The sequence below is a fragment of the Dawidia soli genome (assembly GCF_018598185.1).
GTDB classification, from domain to species: Bacteria; Bacteroidota; Bacteroidia; order Cytophagales; family Cyclobacteriaceae; genus Ohtaekwangia; species Ohtaekwangia soli.
The window spans coordinates 177735-197021 of record NZ_JAHESC010000003.1 but is presented as its reverse complement, the minus strand read 5'-3'; the positions used below and the strand labels follow the sequence as shown (position 1 = coordinate 197021).

Below are 19287 nucleotides of genomic sequence, written 5' to 3'. Positions count from 1 at the left end.
AACAACAATCCACATGAAAAGAAGTCAGCAGTCTATATTCTTCCTGGTCGTTCTGGCATCGGTGATCTTCGGATGCAAGGATGACGACACGGGCACCGTCGTGTTCCCGTATAGCAACATCGTTTCCTACAGCGTTCCGGGACAGGTCGGCAGCGCCGTGATCGATAAAGCAAAGCGAACGGTTCACGTCACCTTGCCATTTGATACGGATTTGGAGCATGTGGTTCCTGCGATCGGTATTTCTTCCAACGCCACGATCGTTCCCGCGTCGGGGACTACGGTTAACTTCAAGACGAATAACAAAGTTAATTATGTCGTAACGTCCGAATCGGGCAAGACAAGCGAATGGACGGTCGAGGTGGAGCTCACCGGCGATCCGGAGGCGATCCTGCTGGAGCTGATTCCGAATACAGGAGGCTGGAACCCGGAATTCACGGTGTATCATGACCTGAGCTATAATAAATACCTCACCCGCTATTCCGGATGGAACGGGGGCGACGGATGTGTGACTACGGAGCTGCCCGATGGATCGCTCTTATGGTCTTTTCAGGATAGCTTCTTTGGGTTGATCGATAATAATCGCTCGCGTTCCAACAACACGTTTGCGCGTAACGCGGGATTTATCCAGGAAAATAAGTCGCTGTACAGCTATGTTCAGCTCAATCCCGGTGTTAACGAGAATACCGACACGTGGGTGCGGTATCCTGGCGCCAATGACAACGATGACGATAAATGGTACTGGGGTGGTCCTTCTCAGGTGATCAATGGCGAGGTACAGATGCTCATGGGGCAGATCCAACCGGCGGTCTTTGCCGGCGTGCACGTCTCCACCGACGTTGCGATTTTCGATACGGAGATGAACTTCAAGGAGCTGATCCAGGATAAATATGTAGGGGAGCTGGCGTGGGATGGCAGCATCTTCAAAGCTGATGACGGCTATACCTACATGTACACGCAGGAGAACTACGGTATTTGCGCCGCTAAGATCTACGTAGCCCGTGTTCCCGGGCAGGACCTGCGTGGCACATGGGAATATTATACCACCGATGGTTGGGTATCTACCGCGCCGACGGATCACAGCAAATACATCGCCGTGCTCGACGGCACCGCCACACAGGCGAACGTGTTCAAGAAAGGCGATAAATACTATTTCGTGACGCAGGCAACCTGTTTCGGCCTGGAGATCCTCATCTATGAAAGTACAAGCCCTACCGGTCCTTTCACAAACAAGCGCACACTGTATACGATCCCTGATAAGTATACACAAGATGCCGATCCGGCCTTTATTACGTACAACGCGGTGGTTCACCATGCGTTGTCGAAGGAAGGGGAGCTGGTGATATCGTACAACATCAACCCGATTGATTTTGGCGATAACTTCAATACTCCGGGAAGTGCCGATAACTACCGGCCGTATTTCGTACGAGTGTATAACTGGGAGAGTAATTAAAGAAAAGACCTTTTTCTAAGTGATGCGTATAAAATGTGATCTGTTTCGCCGTGCGGCCTTTGCCCTGATCTTTGCTGGACTGTGTGTGCGTGTATCGGCGCAGGAGGTTGACCTGGTGAAATATGTCAATACACTGCAGGGAACGAACTCGACCTGGGACCTGTCGTATGGCAATACTTACCCGACGACGGGTCTTCCCTTTGGCATGCATTTCTGGTCTGCCCAGACCGGCAAGAGCGGTGACGGGTGGAAATATCAATATACAGCCAAAACGATCCGCGGGTTTCAACAGGTTCATCAATGCAGTCCGTGGATGAACGACTACGGCGTGTTTTCCCTGATGCCAGGTACCGGTAAGCTGACGGTTAAGGAGGAAGAACGTGCGCTGGCCTTTGCGCACGCCAATGAAACGGCAAAGCCTCATTACTACAGTGTAAAATTCGATAACGGCATTCGCACGGAGATGTCTCCGACGGAGCGTGGGGCGCAGTTCCGGTTCAGCTTTCCGAAGGGTGATGCTTTCCTTGTCCTGGATGGCTATGTGAAGAACAGCCATGTCAAAATAATTCCCGGCGAGCGCAAGATCATCGGCTGGGTAGACAACGGCCGTTTTGTACCGCAGAATTTCAGGAATTACTTTGTCATGATCTTCGACCAGCCTTTTCAGGCCTACGGTACGTGGGAGAACAAAGAAGGCAAGATCCAAAGTGGCAACACATTAGACGAAGGTGCGGGCAAAGGAGCGTATCTGCAGTTCAGGCCGGGCGCGGTAGTACAGGTGCGCGTGGCGTCGTCCTACATCGGCCCGGAGCAGGCGGAGCTTACGTTTAAGCAGGAGCTGGGGTCTCATAAGAAATTCGAACAGACAAAGGACGCTGCGTTCAAACGCTGGAATACGCTTCTTAACAGGGTATTGGTGGAAGGTGACAACGAGAAGGACAAAGCGACATTTTACTCCTGCCTGTTCCGGGCCAACCTGTTTTCGCGACAGTTCTTTGAGTATGACAAGGACAATAAGCCTCATTATTACAGTCCGTATGACGGCAAGATACATGAAGGCTACATGTATACCGACAATGGATTCTGGGATACGTTCCGCTCGCAGTTTCCGTTGAGTAATATTTTGCATCCTGCCCAGCAAGGCCGGTACATGCAGGCCCTTTTAAGCGCGCAGCAGGAATGTGGGTGGCTTCCATCGTGGTCTAACCCGGGTGAGACTGGCGGCATGGTGGGTAACCATTCTATCTCGCTGCTGGCAGACGCCTGGGCGAAGGGCATTCGCACGTTCGATCCCGCCCGGGCGCTGGGCGCCTATCTTCATGAAGTTACAAACAAGGGGCCGTGGGGTGGCGCCAACGGAAGAGAAGGATTCAAGCCCTATTTCGACCTTGGATTCGTTCCCTATCCTGACTATCACGAGTCTACGGCCAAAACGCTGGAGTATGCGTACGACGATTTCTGCGCGTATCAATTGGCAAAGACCACCGGTAATACTTTTTACCAGAAGGTCTTTGAACGACAGATGATGAACTATCAGTTTGTATTCGATCCTTCTACTGGCTTTATGCGCGGAAAGAAGAACGATGGTTCATGGCTTCCCGGCTTTGACCCGATCGAGTGGGGTGGGCCTTTTACGGAAGGAAACGCATGGCATTACACCTGGTCTGTCTTCCACGATGTGCAGGGGCTTATCAATTTAATGGGAGGTGAGAAACGCTTCGCGTCGAAGCTGGATTCATTGTTTACCATGCATTCAACGTTCAAGGTTGGTACGTATGGTCAGACCATCCACGAGATGAGGGAAATGGTGCTGGCGAAAATGGGGCAATACGCTCACGGCAATCAGCCTGTTCAGCACGCACCGTATTTATATAATTATGCAGGTCAGCCGTGGAAGGCGCAGAAGCAGGTGCGCGCCATTATGACACGCTTGTACAACGCTACGGAAAACGGATTTCCCGGCGACGAAGATCAGGGTGGTATGTCGTCGTGGTATGTGCTGAGCGCATTGGGTATCTACAGTGTGTGCCCTGGAACGGATCAATATGTCATCGGCAGTCCATTGTTCCGGAAGGCGACGATCACCCTCGAGAACGGGAAGAAGTTTGTGATCGACGCCCGTAACAACCACGAAGACCGTGTTTATATCCAATCGGCATTGTTGAACGGGAAAGTGTATACGCACAACTGGATCACGTACCAGACGATCATGGACGGCGGTGTGTTACAGTTCGAGATGAGTGATACGCCGGCGCTCGACCGGGGCACGGATGCGCGGGATAAGCCTTTTTCTGTATCGAACCCGGAGCATTAAGCGAAGGTGAGGCACCGCTTCCGGTAACCTTTTACACGAACGGTATCTATTCCGGTAGTGATGTTATCGGCCAGCGTGGTAAAGATTGATATTTTTGATGTTAATAGTATAACGTGAAGATAAGATCGATTTTGAGTAAGGTTATGCCGGGTTGCCGGTGTTGGCTGATCGTATTTCTGATGTCGGGGAGTTTCCTGTGGGCGAGTGGACAGCCGGTGCTGCGATTTGCCGATGTGTTGACCGATAACATGGTAATTCAGCAGAACAAACCTTTTACGGTGTGGGGCAAGGCCGGCCGGTACGAACCGGTAAAGATCGAAGCCGATTGGTTAAAAACCACGCTCGTTGTACAGGCCAACGATCAGGGTGATTTTGTGGGGATTATACCGGTGCCGAGGGTGCAGCCGGGAGATTTCAGCGAACATACACTTCAGATATCCAGTGGTACAGCGGCACCCGTTGTTCTACGCCATATACTGATCGGTGAGGTATGGTTTTGCGGTGGGCAGTCCAATATGCAATCGCCGGTGGGTGATATACTGGATGGTAAAACGGAGGTTGCGAAGGCGGATTATAGGAACATCCGGCTTTTTAATGCGGCCCTGAACTTTAGTAATACGCCGCTGGACTATGTGAAGGGACAGTGGGTAGTGTGTACACCGCAGACGGTGGAGAGATTCAGCGCTGTTGCGTATTTCTTTGCGCGGCAGTTGCACACGACGCTTAACGTGCCCGTTGGTGTTATCTTTTCGGGTATTGGCGCATCGGCAGCACAGGCGTATGTGCCCCGCGAGGTGTTGGCGGCCGATCCGTTGCTGGACTCGGCTTATTTGCAGCCGTACCTGACCAGTGAAAAATCACGTGAGGTTATCGATGGTGGGTTTTCTTTTGAGAAGGTTACCCGGCCGTTCCTGCTGTACAATGCCATGATCCACCCGTTTGTCAGACTTTCGATTCGCGGCTTTTGCTGGTATCAGGGCGAGTCCAACCGGAATGAACGCGGTGGTTACACGCACCTGATGCATACACTCATCCGGAGCTGGCGGACTGATTTTGCACAAGGAGAGCTGCCCTTTTATTTTGTGCAGGTGGCTCCGTTCTTCTGGGACCAGGAGAATCCCCAACTGGCGGACTATGCCTTCTTCCGCGAGGCGCAGGCCAACATCTTGAAGCTTGACAATACCGGTATGGTACTGACGATGGATGTCGGCGAAGCGAAGGACCTGCATCCGAAGAATAAAAAGCCGGTAGGGATACGCCTGGCATTGACGGCGTTGCACCGGACATATAACCAGTTGTCGGTGATGTATCAGGGGCCACAGATGAAGACCGTGACATTTGACAAAAGCACCGCGTTGGTTACGTACCTGCCGGAGACCGTTGCGGGGGGATTGAGGACGAAGGATGGTTCTGCTCCGAAGTTCTTTTCGCTGGCGGGTGCGGATGGTATGTTCTATCCGGCGGAGGCGGTCATTGTCGGGAGCCAGGTAAAGGTGCGCTCGGCCAAGGTCAAACGGCCTGTCGCACTTCGGTATGCCTTTACAAATTATGCGGTGACTAATCTTGAAAACGGCAACGGTCTGCCGGCAGTGCCCTTTAGAACGGATTCCTGGCGTGAACAGAAATGATAGTATGGTACGAGGCGGTATAAAAGGATTATTTCTCATCGGGTTTTGCCTGGTATTGGGAGGCGGGGTTGGTCGTGCGCAGACGGCTTACTTTGTCGACGGCTACCATGGAGGCGTCTATGGACATTATCCACGATGGCAAACGCGGTTTATGGTCGAGCAGCTGGAGAAGCATCCGGCGTGGCGGATCAACCTGGAGATTGAGCCGGAAACGTGGGATTCGGTGAAGGTATATGATCCGGGGGCGTATACTGCGTTTAAAGAGGCGTTGCAAAAGCCGGGAGTCCGCGAGCGTGTTGAGTTTGTGAATCCGGCGTATGGCCAGGCTTACTTGTATAATATTACGGGCGAGAGTGTTATCCGGCAGTTCTCCTACGGTATCGAAAAGATGAAAGAACATTTTCCCTCCGTTGACTTTCGTACCTATAGCTCAGAGGAGCCGTGCTTCACGAGTGCCCTGCCGCAAATTCTGAAGTCATTCGGGTTTACCTATGCCTCTCTGAAAAATCCCAATACCTGTTGGGGTGGGTATACGCGGGCGTATGGCGCAGGTATTGTAAACTGGGTTGGGCCGGATGGTACGGCGATCCCGACGGTGCCGCGTTACCGTTGTGAGCAGCTGTTTCCGGGGTCGACCTGGCAGACGACGGCGTGGGGTAACGGGCAGGAGTATATCGAGGCCTGTCTTCGGGACAATATCACCTCGCCGGTGGGCATGTGTTTACAGGATGCCGGTTGGCGGGGCGGCCCGTGGCTGGGGGTGGCGAAGCCGACGTATCAGCCTTCGCTGTATACTACCTGGCGGAATTACTTTACGACAGCCGGTACTTCATCCATCCGCGACTCGTGGCGGGTAAGCCAGGAGGATATGCTTGTGAGCCTGGTGTGGGGATCGCAGGTGTTGCAGCGGCTGGCGCAACAGGTGCGGGTTGCGGAGAATAAGATCGTGATGGCGGAAAAGGTCGCCACGCTGCGTGCGCTGGAGGGACGTACGGCTTATCCGAAGAAGGCATTTGACCGTGCCTGGCGGACGTTGCTGCTGGCACAGCATCATGATTGCTGGATCGTTCCCTACAACGGAAAGCCTGGGCATACCTGGGCGGATATGACACAGGACTGGACGGAATTCACGGTACAGGCAAGTGATTCTGTAGTTTGGTCGGCGGCGTCGAAAAGTATGCGGAGCATTCGTGCGGCCGGGGAATATGTTCGAGTGTTTAATACAACGGCCGCTGATCGGCATGAACTTGTCTCTGTTCCCCTGGCTGCCCACGCGGATGCGAGTTCATGGGGCATTCAGGATGAACATGGCAACTGGCTGGAGTCCCAGCTCAGCCGGTTCGAGCATGGGTATTATAGCGAGTTATCATTCCTGGCACATGTTCCTGCGTTGGGCTACTCGACCTATCGGGTTAAAAAAAAGAAATCAAATACATCAAAAGTAGGGCATGTCACGGGTGGTCAGGATAACACCTACATTGTCGATACCCGCCTTTATCGCGTCGTTATCGACCCTGCCCGTGGTGGTGTTATTAAGGGCCTGCAGGCAAAGGCTTTAAAAAATAAAGAGTTTGTAGACGCCTCGCATCCAAGAAGCTTTAACGAGTTGCGGGGCTTCTTTTATGATGAGAATGCTTTTCTGTCGAGTACGGATAAGCCTGCCACTATCCGCGTGCTGGAGGACGGACCTTTGCAGACGCGATTGCAGATTGCCGGGCAGATCGGGCCGCATCCTTTTTACCAGGTGGTGACGCTATACCAGCATGATCCGAAGATCGATATCGACCTGATAATCGACTGGAAAGGAAATCCCGGGATCGGCAAGTATTCGCAGGCCACAGGTTTTAAAGCCGAGAATCCCGAGAAGGCGTTTTACGACGACCGGTATAAGCTGCTGGCCGTGTTTCCCACGACGCTCGGTAAAACGAAGATCTATAAAGACGCACCGTTCGATGTGACAGCGAGCGCATTGGAGAATACGTACTTTGACCGGTGGGACAGTATTAAAAACAACGTAGCGCTTCGGTGGGTAGATGCAGAAGATGCCGCCGGTGACTACGGCATGACCTTGCTGACCGATCATACTACCAGCTATGTTTCGGGTGCGGATCATCCGTTGGCGTTGACCCTTCAATATTCGGGTACAGCGTTGTGGGGTAGAAATTATAGTCTTTCAGGTCCGTCGCGAATTCACTACGCGTTGGTGCCGCACGCGCAAAAATGGGATGCTGCCGGCGTGAGTGAAACGGCTACTCGCTGGAATGAGCCTTTGGTGGCGGTCGTGTCTGGCGAGAAGCCGGCGTCCTGGAGCAAGTCGTGGCTGACACTCAGTAAAGGGTGGGAAGTAAGCTCATTGCAGATGGAGGGCGATGACGTGCTGGTGAGGATCTTTAATGTGTCGGCGAAGGAGTCGTCCGGGGCGGCGGTTGTTCAGGGTGTCGTACAAGAGGCCCGGCAGGTCGAGCTTAATGGTGATGTGCGGCGGGTACTGCCGGTTGTGGTGGCAGATGGAAAAAGCACGGTGGCCATCTCGGTGCCGCAGTTTGGGATTTGTACTATTAAAATGAAATTATCCAAGTAAGTATATGCAGCGTTTGAAAGATATGATACTTGCCGGTATCCTCTCGGGCAGTGCCCTGATGACCGGCGCGCAGTCCCTTCAGAAATTTCCCACCGGGAGCAGGGTGGCATTTGTGGGCAATAGCATAACCGAGGCGGGCTACTATGAGTCTTATGTCTGGTTGTACTATATGACGCGTTTTCCCGGTGAACGGATCGAGGTGATGAACGTTGGCATTGGCGGCAATACGGTGAAAGACATCGCTGCGCGGTTTGATGAGGATGTGGTCAAGCGCAATCCGTCGACCATTGTGCTGACGTTTGGTATGAATGATTCGGGTTACTTTGAGTACAACGGTGCCGAACCGGCGAAAGAGGCAGACAAGAAGGTCGCTGCTTCACGCGAGAGCTTTCTGCCGTTGGTGGAGAAGCTGAAGGCTCTGCCCGCGCAGAAAGTTATGATGTCGTCGCCCCCCTATGACGAGACTATGAAGAATAAGGACAATTATTTTCCGGGTAAGAGCAAGGCGATGGAACGTATTATTGCATTCCAAAAGGAAGCAGCCTCGGCGAATCAGTGGCCCTTTGTCGATCTGTATTACCCGATGCAGCAGATCAACCTGGAAGGGCAGAAGAGCACGCCGGAGTTTACGATCATTGGTAAAGACCGCATCCACCCCGGTAACGGCGGGCACCTGGTGATGGCCTATCTGTTCCTGAAGGCGCAGGGATTGGGCGGCGTGCCACTGGCGGAGGTAGAGATAGATGCCCGGAAGAAGGTGGTTAAGAAAAACAACGGCGCCGATGTTAATGGACTTGCTGTAACGGACGACGTGGCGTTCGACTACCTGGCGAAGGCGTTACCTTTTCCAGTCGATTCGGCTTCGCGTATGTGGGGAAGTGATCAAAAACAATCCGATGCCCTGGCGGTAGTTCCCTTTATTCAAGACTTCAACCAGGAGCTGCTGCGTGTTACAGGGCTTACGGCGGCGCAATATGAGTTGAAGATCGACGGTAACGTGATGGGTACCTGGAAGAAGGAAGAGTTTGCGGCCGGCGTCAACCTTGCCCTGGTCGTAAGAACGCCTCAATATAAACAAGCGGTGCAGGTGGCGAATCTGAATCAGGCGCGTAAAGAGATCGAGGGTAAACTGCGCGATTATTACGGCCTGCAATTCAATTTTTTCCTGTCGCGCGGCATGCTCTTTCAAGATGACCAGGCGGCATACGATCTCGCCAGTAAGCAGGCGAAGAAAGACTGGACGGTTGCCGGAAAGATCGGTGCCTATGAAAGCCTTCGGTTTCCCGCGGTGCGTCAGTCGTATGTGGACCAGATGAAGCTGCTGGTGGATATGATCTACGATATGAATAAACCCAAGAGTCACCGGATCGAAATCGTTGCGGTAGGTACAGGAAAAACAAAATAGTGATAGTTATGGGACGGATAGCGCAATGGTGTTTTGTCATCACACTGCTGACAGGTTGTAAGTCAACTTCAACACCGGATACGGGCGGAGATCTACCGGCCGCGTATGTGCGGCCTTTTATCGGGGCCAGCACCAGTACGGGTAAGGCCGGTACCTATCATGGCCTCGGGAAGACCTTTCCGGGGGCTACGACGCCTTATGGATTGGTACAGGTGAGCCCCAATACCATTACAGGGGGGGATAACGGCTCCGGCTATAGTTATGAGCATACTACGATCGAGGGTTTTGCTTTTACCCAGATGAGCGGGATCGGCTGGTACGGCGACCTGGGTAACTTTTTGGTGATGCCTACCACGGGGCCGCTCAAAACCAGTCGCGGTAAAGAAGGTGGTCCAAATACAGGCTACCGTTCGCATTATGCGAAAGACCAGGAGCAAGCCTCGGCGGGATATTACTCCACTTTGTTAAGTGACTACAACGTTCGGGCTGAAGCGACGGCGGCACCGCACAGCGGCATGCTGCGGTTTACCTTTCCGCAACACGACCAGGCCCGTATTCAAATCGACCTTGCCCGGCGGGTGGGTGGTACGTCCGTGCGCCAGTACGTGAAGGTGGTCGATGATCATACGATCAAGGGCTGGATGCAATGCACGCCGGACGGCGGTGGCTGGGGTAATGGTGACGGTCATGCGAACTATACGGTTTATTTCTATGCGCAGTTCAATAAGCCGTTCCGGAAATTTGGTGTGTGGAGTGCCGATATTCCGGACCAGTGGACGCGCAAGCGCGAGGATGTCGAGAGCGACCGGTATCAGCAACGGGTGGCAGAAGCCAACGTCCTCGATTCGGCGACGGAAGCGGAGGGTAAGCACCTGGGTTTCTTTAGCGAGTTTCCGAGTACGGCGAACGAGCAGGTCATGCTCCGGGCGGGTATTTCCTTTGTCAGCATGGAAGGGGCTCAGCACAACCTGGAGTCTGAGATTACGGATTGGAACTTTGATGCGGTACGTCAGCGTGCTGTTGATGTGTGGAATGACGCGCTGGGCAAAATGACGGTGAGCGGTGGCACCGATGACGAGAAGTCTATCTTTTATACAGCCCTGTATCACACGATGATCGACCCGCGGGCATTCGCCGATGTGGACGGCAGCTTTACAGGGGGTGACGGGAAAGTACACCAGGCATCGGGCTATACGCGCCGTACGATCTTTAGTGGGTGGGACGTGTTCCGCAGCCAGTTTCCGTTGCAGACGATCATCAACCCATCGTTGGTGAACGATATGTCCAATTCACTGATCGCGCTGGCGCATGAATCCAATCGTGACTACCTGGAACGTTGGGAACTGCTGAATGCTTACAGCGGCTGTATGATCGGTAACCCGGCGATTTCGGTTATGGCGGATGCTTATAACAAGGGGATCTTAAAAGTGGACGACAAGGCGTTGCTCGACCTGGCGGTGAAGACCAGCGAGCGGTTCGGCAACGGTGACAAAGGTTACTTCTACCAGTCGCTGGGAATTTCCAACACGCTGGAGTATGCGTATACCGAATGGTGCACGGGTGTGCTGGCCTCTGCAATGGGCAAGGACAGCCTGGCGAAGGTTTACCTGGCAAAGGGCCAAAATTACCGTAACATTTTTAATGACTCGGTGAATTGGTTCCGGCCGCGCAAGGAGGATGGCTCGTGGGAAGCGTGGCCCAAAGAGGGGCGTTTGAAAGAGTGGTTGGGTTCGATTGAAAGCAACCCGTATCAGCAAGGCTGGTTTGTGCCACAGGATATACCGGGTATGGTAGCGCTTATGGGGGGCGACGCCCGGGTGAAGGATGATCTTGTTCATTTCTTTGAGCAGGCGCCCAAGGATTTTCTCTGGAACCTGTATTACAATCACGCCAACGAGCCGGTGCACCACGTTCCGTTCCTGTTCAATTATGTAAAAGCGCCCTGGCTCACACAAAAGTGGACGCGGCAGATCTGCGGCCGGGCGTATCAGAATTCGGTGGAGGGATTGGTGGGGAATGAGGACGTAGGGCAGATGTCGGCCTGGTATGTGCTGGCGGCGTCCGGTTTGTACCAGGTGTGCCCGGGAAAGAGCCAGTACGATATTACCAGCCCGGTTTTTGACAAAGTGTCGATTGCTTTGGATCCGAAGTACTATGACGGTAAGCAGTTTACCATCGTGGCGGAGAACAATAGTCCCACCAATGTCTATATTCAGCGGGCCACGTTAAATGGCGCTGACTATAACAAGACTTTTATCGACTTTGCAGATATTGTAAAGGGAGGCGAGCTGCACCTGGTGATGGGGGACAAGCCCAACGAACATTTTGGTGCGGATGCGCGCTAGGGAATGCGTGATGTCAACTTAATTTATATTTTTGGCAGGTAAAGATCCCCTGTTATGTGCCCGGGGATATTGGAGATCAGCATGAAAAAGGCCAGACCGTCTATTGGAGATTTAGCAAAGAAGCTGAGCGTTTCAAAAACGGCGGTCTCGATCATTTTGAACGGTGAGGCGCAGGCAAGCCGGTTCAGCGACAAGCTGATCAAGCGGGTACGGAGTGCCGCGGAGAAGTCGGGCTACCACCCCAACCAATTTGCGCAGGGGTTGCGGACGGGCAGAATCAACATCATCGGTCTGATGGTGGAGGATATCTCGAACCCATTCTATGCCAGCATCGCCAAACGGATCGAAGAGAAGGTCTATCAAAACGGCTATAAGATCGCGTATTGCAGCACGGAGAACGACAAACAGCGCGGCAAGGAGTTCCTGTCGATGTTTACCACGATGGGGGTCGACGGCTGTATTATCGCTCCCACCCGCGGCATGGAGAAGGAGATCAAGGAGATGGTGGAACGCGGGATGAATGTCGTACTCTTTGACCGGAAGTTTGGGAACAAGGTTACGGACTCGGTTATGGTGGACAACCGGGGTGGTATGTACGAAGCGGTAAAGCATTTGATCGATCGGGGCTTTACCAATATCGGCCTGGTGGCACTGGCACTGGACAAGCCGGAGAAGGAGGAACGGGTCATCGGGTATAACGAGGCTATTGCCGATCACGGTCTGACGCCCTGCGTTTTTCCGTTGCCTTTCCGGGAGCATTACCTGAGCTATGTCGGCGAGATCGAGGCGTTCCTGGACAAGAACCGGCAGCTGGATGCAGTGGTGTTCGGTACGAACTATTTGGGCATTAGCGGCCTGCAGGCCATCAGCCGGCTGGAGTTGAAGATCCCGGACGACCTTGCGGTGGTGTCTTTTGACGATCACGATCTTTTCCGGATCTATAAACCCAATATTACGGTCGTTGCACAGCCCATTGAAGAGATTGCCCAGACGGCGATCGATACATTGCTGGCGCGCATGCAAAACAGTGAGCAGCCCTCTGTCAAGAATATCACGCTGCCGACGCTCCTGATCGCCAGAAATTCTTCCTGACACACGGCGTAACCGTTGAATTACCCTGAAAACGCCTGTATCTTGTATGTGCTATGAAACGTAAGGGGCTTCTGTGTGTTTTAATCGTCTCCATCACGGGCTTTCTTTTTGGGTTTGACTCGGTTATTATATCGGGGATCAATCTTCCGCTGAAACAATTGTGGCACACCTCGGACTGGTTTCATGGAACATTTATTATTTCCATGGTGCTCTGGGGGAGTGTTACCGGGTCGTTGTTGGGAGGGTACCCTACGGAAAAGCTGGGTCGGAAGAAGACGTTGATCCTGGTAGGCGGTTTGTTTGTTGCGTCGGCGCTTGGTACGGCGCTTGCCGTGAATCCGTATATGTTCTCTTTTTTCCGGTTTGTCGGCGGGCTTGGTGCGGGTATAGGCTCGATTGCCGCGCCAACCTATATATCGGAGGTTGCCGATCCGCGGCACCGGGGCCGGATGGGCATGTTGTTTCAACTAAATCTTGTACTGGGCATTTTACTGGCGTTCCTCTCTAACTATTTCTTTGCGATTTCTTTTGGCGCGGGCAACTGGCGGTGGATGTTGGGGATCATGGTTGTGCCGTACAGCCTTTTCACGTTATTGCTTTTTAGTATCAGCGAAAGTCCCCGGTGGTTGATCTTGCGCAAGGGTGATACCGCGACGGCACTTCGTGTATTGGACCGGATCAGCACCCGGGAAGAGGCCGATCGGTTGCTTCACGCGATCCATATGGAAGAGCCTTCCCGTGTTCATGCGGAACGGCTTTTCTCCCGCAAGTATACGCGCGTGCTGGTATTGTCTTTTTTGATGTCCTTCTTTAACCAGTTTTCGGGGATCAGTTTTATTCTGTTCTATGCGCCGGAGGTGCTGGCAAAAGCGGGTTCCGGTATGGCGCAATCACTGTTGAGCTCCGTTGCCATTGGCGTGGTTAATGTGGTGTTTACGTTGGTGGGTATTTATCTGATCGATCGGATCGGGCGGCGACGGCTTATGTATGTGGGATCGCTTGGGTATATTATTAGTTTGACCATGGTTGCGTATGGATTCTATATCGGCGCGCCGGCGGTCTTTATGCTGGTCTTTATGCTACTGTTCATTACTTCTCATGCTGTGGGGCAGGGCGCGGTGATCTTTGTGTATATGTCCGAGATCTTCCCGACCGCCGTCAGGGCCTACGGGCAGGCCTGGGGTATGGGCGTGCTCAACGGGTTAGCGGCGCTGATCACGTTGTTGGGGGCCATTTTGATCAACGCTTTCCAGTCCTGGATGATCTTTGGCGGCTTTGCTTTCCTGATGGTGCTGCAGCTGTTGTTTACGGCGTTTATCATGCCGGAGACAAAAGGAGTTTCACTGGAGGAGTTGGAAGAGACGCTTTCTGTGAAGTAACGAAGCTCAGGCCTTTCGGCGTGAGGACTCGCGCGGGATCAATGTGGCGGGTATAATGATCTCCTGTTTTTCTTTACGGGCCTTTTTGGAGGGCTCGGCTATTTTGTTCAGGAGTCGGGTGATCAATGCCTGGGCGAGTTGTTCGATGGGCTGGGCAATGGCGGTGATGGTCGGACGGTTGATGCGGAACAGGTCGGGGTCATCGTATGATGCCACGCCGATCTGGTCGGGGATGTTGATGTCGAGGTGGGTGAGTGCTTCGACGCCGCTCAGGCCCAGCGAGCCGGTGCTGAAGAGTATGGCGTCGATGGAGGGATCCTGTTTGACGATGTCTGTTATCTTTTCGATGTACTCGGCCCGGTTGGCGGAATAGGCAAGTTTGTGGACTACCGCCGGTAGATCATATTTGCGCATAGCGCGCTCGTAGCCCTTGAGGCGGCCGGTCATTTGCTGCTGACGTGACGAGAGCGTTATAAAGGCGATTTTTTTATAGCCTTGCTTTACGAGGTGGTTAACGCCTTCATAGGCGCTTTCTGCGTTATCGGTGATGACGTAGTCGGTTGCTACATTTTTGAAATAGCGGTCGAACAGTATTATTTCTTTGCCATTTGCTATGAGCGCACTGAGGTCGTCTTCTATTCCGGCCGGAGGGGTGACGATGTAGCCGTCGACGCCGAGCTGGTCGAACATGCGGAGGAATTCCTGGGCCCGTTTCTTTCCGTTCTCGGTACTACAGTATAGGATTTTATAGCCGCGCTGCAGGGCAACGTCTTCGATATGTTTGGCCAGGCTGGCAAAGAACGGGTCTGAAATATCTTCGACCATAAGCCCGATGATGTTGGTCTTACCGGTGCGCAGCGTTTGTGCAAAGTGGTTGGGCCGGTAGCCCACCTTTTCCACGAGCTTTAAAACCCTTTCCGCCAGCTCGTCGCTGATCCTCTTTTCCTTGGCTTTTCCATTGAGAATGAAGGACACCGTGGTCGTGGAGATCTTGAGCTGGGCGGCAATATCGGTTATCGAAACTTTGCTCTTTTTCATGTCTGGGCGTAAAACGTGCGGGTCTGGCGCGGCAATTTAGATGCTGCCGGTGAAAATAAGCGATTTGCGTCGCAATTCGGAAATTTTAGGGTCGTAAAGTGATTTTAACGGGTATCGGGTGATGCGGAGTGCGCCCGGAAGTTGTTCCGGGCGAAGAGCGGGATGCGTTTTCGTACTTCGATCCGGGTGCCGTGTTTCAGACCGGATTGAAGATCGAACGCGTATCCGATCTGTTGTGTACGGTAGCCCATATTCAAGAGGCCGTTGCCGTGGTCGATGGCATGCCTGTCAAACCCCTGTCCATCATCTTTTACGATCATGATTATTTCTTTTTTTTTCTGCACCAGGGATACATCGATCGTTTTACACTTTGCATACTTGATGCTGTTGTTGACCGCTTCCTTGGCGATGAGCAGCAGGTTTCGTTTTTCGGTTTTGAGCAGGGGCTTGCTGCCGTTGTCGGCGTGAACGTCTACGGTGAGCTTGATGCCCTGCGCCACGCAAATGGGAAGGGCAAATTTTTTAATGCGTTCGGCCAGCTCAAACACTGAGTCTTCGGAGTCTTCGAGTACCCAGATCATGTCGCGCAAGCCGACCGTGGCTTGCGTGAGGGACTCTTCGATCTGCGCGAGGTGGCTTTTGTTGTCGGGGTCGCGGATCGCCAGGTGGGTGAACATTTTGAGCGTGTTGAGGGTGCTGCCGATGTCGTCGTGCAAGTCGTTGCCGATCTCCTTGCGGATCTTTTGTTGCTTGTGAAGCTGTGCGATGCGATACCGCAGCAGGGCGTAGATCATGAACATACACACGAAGACCAGCGTTATTTTGAAGATTGTGGTTTGATACCACTGGGGCAGGTAATTGAGCTTCACCGTGAGAGGGGTGTCGTTCCAGACGCCGTCTTCGTTGGCTGCACGGACCTGAAAGGTATAGTCGCCCGGTGCCAGACCGATAAGGTCTACAAAGTCCTGCCGGCCGATGTTGATCCAGTCGCTGTTTAGCTCCTGGATCTTGTAGGCGTAGGTAGTGGCTTTCGGATTTTTATAGTTCAGGGCCGAGAATGTAATGGTCGTGCGAAGCGTGTTGGTGGGGATGGTCATTTTCTGCAATGCGATGTGGCTGGTGTCGATCAGGCCGTCAGCCGTATTAATGCGGAGGCTTTTTAAAAACAACCTGGGGGGATGGGGGTTGACGGGCAGTTGCGAGGGGTCGATGATCGTAAACCCGTCTACACCCCCGGTGATGATCCGATGGTCATCCTGATAGCCGCACAGTTGCTCGAAGGCGTTTGAATGCAGGCCATCTGTCTGGAAGTAATTTTTGATCTTGAATGGGTTGAGGTGTACAACCGATAAGCCGTCGTTGGTCGTTGCGATGATGGAACGGTTCCGGTAGGGGAATACGCGGTAAATGCAGGTATTGTTCAACCCCTCTTTTGCGCCGATGATTCGTTTTACCTCAAATTGTTTGGTGGTCTCGATCAACCCGTCGCCGTAGGTTCCGATGTAATAATGCTCGTTTGTTTCACCCATGTCCATGAAGTTACTGATCACTTCGCCCGTGGCGGTGTTGCGGATCGTATGCGTGGTGTGATGGCCGGTGAGCGGGTTGAATGCGATGATCGATCGCTCGGTGAGGATCATTACCTCGCCGGACGTTGTTTTGTGCAGGTAGTTGATGATCGTGAGCCCTGTGATGGCGTGTGTCTTCGAATACTGCTGGTAGACGTTGAGCTTGCCTGCGTTGGTATTCCATACTGTCAGGCCCTTTTGAATGATGCTACCGAAAATTACCAGGGAGTCGTTATACTGAATGCCGCAGCTCAGATGGTCGGCATCGAGCGGACTTAACTCGGGAAATACGGTGCGGGCGGGCTTGAGCTGTTTGCCTTCGATCAGAAGAAGGCCTTTTTTATTCGAAACAAATATATGACCTGACGCATCCTTAAATAACATGAGGTTGGAGCCGGTTTCATCAATTTTGGTGATTTCATTTGTGCGGGTATCGACATAGTAAATTCCGTTCTCATCGCCGGCGTATATTTCGTTCTCTGATTTGGGCTGAACGGAGAATAAATGCTGGATCTTGGTGGTGGTGGACTTGGAGAACATTTTGAAGTGATCCAGCCTGGTCGGGAAAGAAGCAAAGCCCGCCAGCGTGCCCACCCAGGCGCGGCGTGTAGCGCTGTCGTAAAAGATGTCGTAGGTGGATGTGAAGAGGTTCCGGTCGGGATTTACATCTTTGAACGCTGTGCTTTTGAGGCGACGAAAGTTAAACTCAAAAACGCCGTGGTGGGCGGAGAAGAGGATCGTACTATCGGACGAGATCGTAATACTGAGCAGTTCCGCGCGTGTATCCGGGTAGTTGATCGCCGGTAGGTGTGTTATGGCGGTGGGTGTTATTTCAAATTGTTGAAGCCCCCAGCTGCTGGCGATGTATAGCGCGTCATTCTTTATAGCGGCATCCCAAAACCGAAGTTTTGTGTCGTTCTCCGGTTTGTGGAGGGCTTGCTGGTGAATCATCTGCAGCGGGGTGAAATGCTTGTCCAGTACGATCACCCCCTGGCCGTCGGCGAAGATGATCACCCGGCCATACCGGTCAATAAATAACATGGCGATGTTCAGCTCGTCTTTGCCGAGGGTGCTTTTGCCTTTAAAGTCTACCGGTGTGAGCTTATGGGTGGGTATATGATACGCAGCGGCGAAATCGAATCCGCCGATCCAGAGGGTGTCGCCTTGTATGGCCAGGCATCGTTTCCATTTTACGTTGTCGGGGTTGCTGGTGTCGAGTGACACCCGGGTGGTGACGGTGCGGGTTTGAAGATCGATGGCATATACATCTCCATAGGAGAGGAGCACCCAGAGACAGTTTCGTTTTTTATCTTCTATCAGGTCGGAGATGAAGCTGCCGTGAATGCGCTGGTTGTCGGGCGACCACTTGGTAAAGGTCTGGAATTTTACACCGTCGAACAGGTTGAGCCCTTCCTGGGTTCCGATCCAGAGAAAGCCGTAGTGGTCCTGGACTATTTTTGTAATATAATAGCTGGTGAGGCCGTCGGTTTGTGTGTATTGAGCAGGCGTGACAAACCTTGCCTCCTGGCTGTAAGCGGGAGCCTGCAGCAATAATCCAACGGCCAGGGTTAGTATAAAACAGATCGATCTCACCGCTGAGAAAACTACAAAAATGAAGTCTCAAAAGAAACGAGAACGGGCTATTTTCTTTGGTTGCTACTAAACTTCGTTTTACACCGTCACCAATTTTCTTCTAATCGCCTCCATCGCCATGCCCACGCGGCTTTGCACATTCAGTTTTTCGAACAGTGACTCGCGATAACCGTCAATTGTACGCTCGGCCAGGCTCATCTGCGACGCGATCTGTTTATAGGTCAGGTCGGTGCAGGCGAGCTTCAGGAATGCCAGTTCGCGGTCCGAGATCTTTACCTCGTTGGTGTCTCCGCGCAGCAGTAATCTCCTGAAGTTGATGTTCACGGCATCGGCGTTATAATATCCTTTCTGACTTACTTCCTCCAGGGCTTTTTCCAGCTCATTGGGGTGAATGTCTTTGATCAGGTACGCGCAACATCCTGCCTTGAGCATGGAGATGATCGTGGTATCATCATCGTTCATCGAAAGGGCAATGAGCTTGATGCCGGGGTAACGGGTCGAGATCTCTTTGGCGGCGTGGAGTCCGTCTACATGGGGCATGTTTACATCGAGTAATATGATCTCGGGTTTTTCTTCCGCGCGTTCGAGCTTTTTGAGCAGGTCTTCGCCGTTGAGGGCGTCGAGCACGGTGTTGAACCGGTTAAAGGTATTGATAAGCGTGGCTAGCGATTTGAGAAACAATTGCTGGTCATCTGCTATTCCGATCGTCACTTTCATAGCGTTTGTTTATGGGGTTAACAATAGCGACCATCCTTGTATAGTCAATATACGAGCTTATGGTCATCTGGGCAATATTATTCATTTGCGGGACTCTATATAATGGGATTTTTCCCGTATTCCCGCGAATCTTTTCTCGTTGCGGGAGTGCCCGGGGAGATGGCAACTTTGGTCAAC

The 19287-nt window shown here is 52.7% G+C and carries 11 protein-coding genes; 8 read left to right on the top strand and 3 right to left on the bottom strand.

Translation table 11 applies throughout. The features are described from left to right. Positions 1 to 13 precede the first annotated feature (13 nt). The 8 genes from KK078_RS03405 to KK078_RS03370 all read left to right on the top strand — a co-directional run bounded on the left by KK078_RS03405 (position 14) and on the right by KK078_RS03370 (position 14194). Entirely contained in the window at positions 14 to 1450 is a 1437-nt protein-coding gene (locus tag KK078_RS03405; RefSeq protein ID WP_254088836.1) for a DUF5005 domain-containing protein, read from the top strand. 22 nt (positions 1451 to 1472) lie between these two features. Further along, positions 1473 to 3764 (top strand): GH92 family glycosyl hydrolase, encoded by a 2292-nt coding sequence (locus KK078_RS03400; RefSeq protein ID WP_254088835.1) that lies wholly within the window; start codon positions 1473 to 1475, stop codon positions 3762 to 3764. 113 nt (positions 3765 to 3877) lie between these two features. Continuing rightward, complete coding sequence (locus KK078_RS03395; protein WP_254088834.1) at positions 3878 to 5392, top strand: sialate O-acetylesterase; 1515 nt, start codon at positions 3878 to 3880, stop codon at positions 5390 to 5392. Positions 5393 to 5543: 151 nt separating this feature from the next. After that, complete coding sequence (locus KK078_RS03390) at positions 5544 to 7973, top strand: glycoside hydrolase family 38 C-terminal domain-containing protein (protein WP_254088833.1); 2430 nt, start codon at positions 5544 to 5546, stop codon at positions 7971 to 7973. A gap of 4 nt (positions 7974 to 7977) precedes the next feature. After that, positions 7978 to 9378, top strand: a complete 1401-nt coding sequence (locus KK078_RS03385) for an SGNH/GDSL hydrolase family protein (RefSeq protein WP_254088832.1) — start codon at positions 7978 to 7980, stop codon at positions 9376 to 9378. 8 nt (positions 9379 to 9386) lie between these two features. Next, positions 9387 to 11723, top strand: coding sequence for a GH92 family glycosyl hydrolase (locus KK078_RS03380; protein WP_254088831.1), 2337 nt, complete (start codon positions 9387 to 9389; stop codon positions 11721 to 11723). A gap of 81 nt (positions 11724 to 11804) precedes the next feature. Beyond that, entirely contained in the window at positions 11805 to 12815 is a 1011-nt protein-coding gene (locus KK078_RS03375; RefSeq protein ID WP_254088830.1) for a LacI family DNA-binding transcriptional regulator, read from the top strand. 53 nt (positions 12816 to 12868) lie between these two features. Beyond that, positions 12869 to 14194 carry a sugar porter family MFS transporter gene (locus KK078_RS03370; RefSeq protein ID WP_254088829.1) on the top strand — a complete coding sequence of 442 codons (1326 nt, stop codon included), beginning with the start codon at positions 12869 to 12871 and terminating at the stop codon, positions 14192 to 14194. A 6-nt stretch (positions 14195 to 14200) separates the two neighbouring features. On the opposite strand, the gene KK078_RS03365 is transcribed toward KK078_RS03370, so the two are convergent. The 3 genes from KK078_RS03365 to KK078_RS03355 form a co-directional block, all read right to left on the bottom strand. Next, positions 14201 to 15232 (bottom strand): LacI family DNA-binding transcriptional regulator, encoded by a 1032-nt coding sequence (locus KK078_RS03365; RefSeq protein ID WP_254088828.1) that lies wholly within the window; start codon positions 15230 to 15232, stop codon positions 14201 to 14203. Between the two features lie 104 nt (positions 15233 to 15336). After that, positions 15337 to 18393, bottom strand: coding sequence for a sensor histidine kinase (locus KK078_RS03360; RefSeq protein ID WP_254088827.1), 3057 nt, complete (start codon positions 18391 to 18393; stop codon positions 15337 to 15339). Positions 18394 to 18471: 78 nt separating this feature from the next. Beyond that, on the bottom strand, positions 18472 to 19110 hold the full coding sequence (locus tag KK078_RS03355) for a response regulator transcription factor (protein ID WP_254088826.1): 639 nt from the start codon (positions 19108 to 19110) through the stop codon (positions 18472 to 18474). Positions 19111 to 19287 lie beyond the last annotated feature (177 nt).

What these genes read in the sequence shown, in the direction of transcription:
- KK078_RS03405 (WP_254088836.1), top strand. Translation starts at nt 14, where the DNA reads ATGAAAAGAAGTCAGCAGTCTATATTCTTCCTGGTCGTTCTGGCATCG.
- KK078_RS03400 (WP_254088835.1), top strand. Translation starts at nt 1,473, where the DNA reads ATGCGTATAAAATGTGATCTGTTTCGCCGTGCGGCCTTTGCCCTGATC.
- KK078_RS03390 (WP_254088833.1), top strand. Translation starts at nt 5,544, where the DNA reads ATGGTCGAGCAGCTGGAGAAGCATCCGGCGTGGCGGATCAACCTGGAG.
- KK078_RS03385 (WP_254088832.1), top strand. Translation starts at nt 7,978, where the DNA reads ATGCAGCGTTTGAAAGATATGATACTTGCCGGTATCCTCTCGGGCAGT.
- KK078_RS03380 (WP_254088831.1), top strand. Translation starts at nt 9,387, where the DNA reads ATGGGACGGATAGCGCAATGGTGTTTTGTCATCACACTGCTGACAGGT.
- KK078_RS03375 (WP_254088830.1), top strand. Translation starts at nt 11,805, where the DNA reads ATGAAAAAGGCCAGACCGTCTATTGGAGATTTAGCAAAGAAGCTGAGC.
- KK078_RS03370 (WP_254088829.1), top strand. Translation starts at nt 12,869, where the DNA reads ATGAAACGTAAGGGGCTTCTGTGTGTTTTAATCGTCTCCATCACGGGC.
- KK078_RS03365 (WP_254088828.1), bottom strand. Translation starts at nt 15,232, where the DNA reads ATGAAAAAGAGCAAAGTTTCGATAACCGATATTGCCGCCCAGCTCAAG.
- KK078_RS03355 (WP_254088826.1), bottom strand. Translation starts at nt 19,110, where the DNA reads ATGAAAGTGACGATCGGAATAGCAGATGACCAGCAATTGTTTCTCAAA.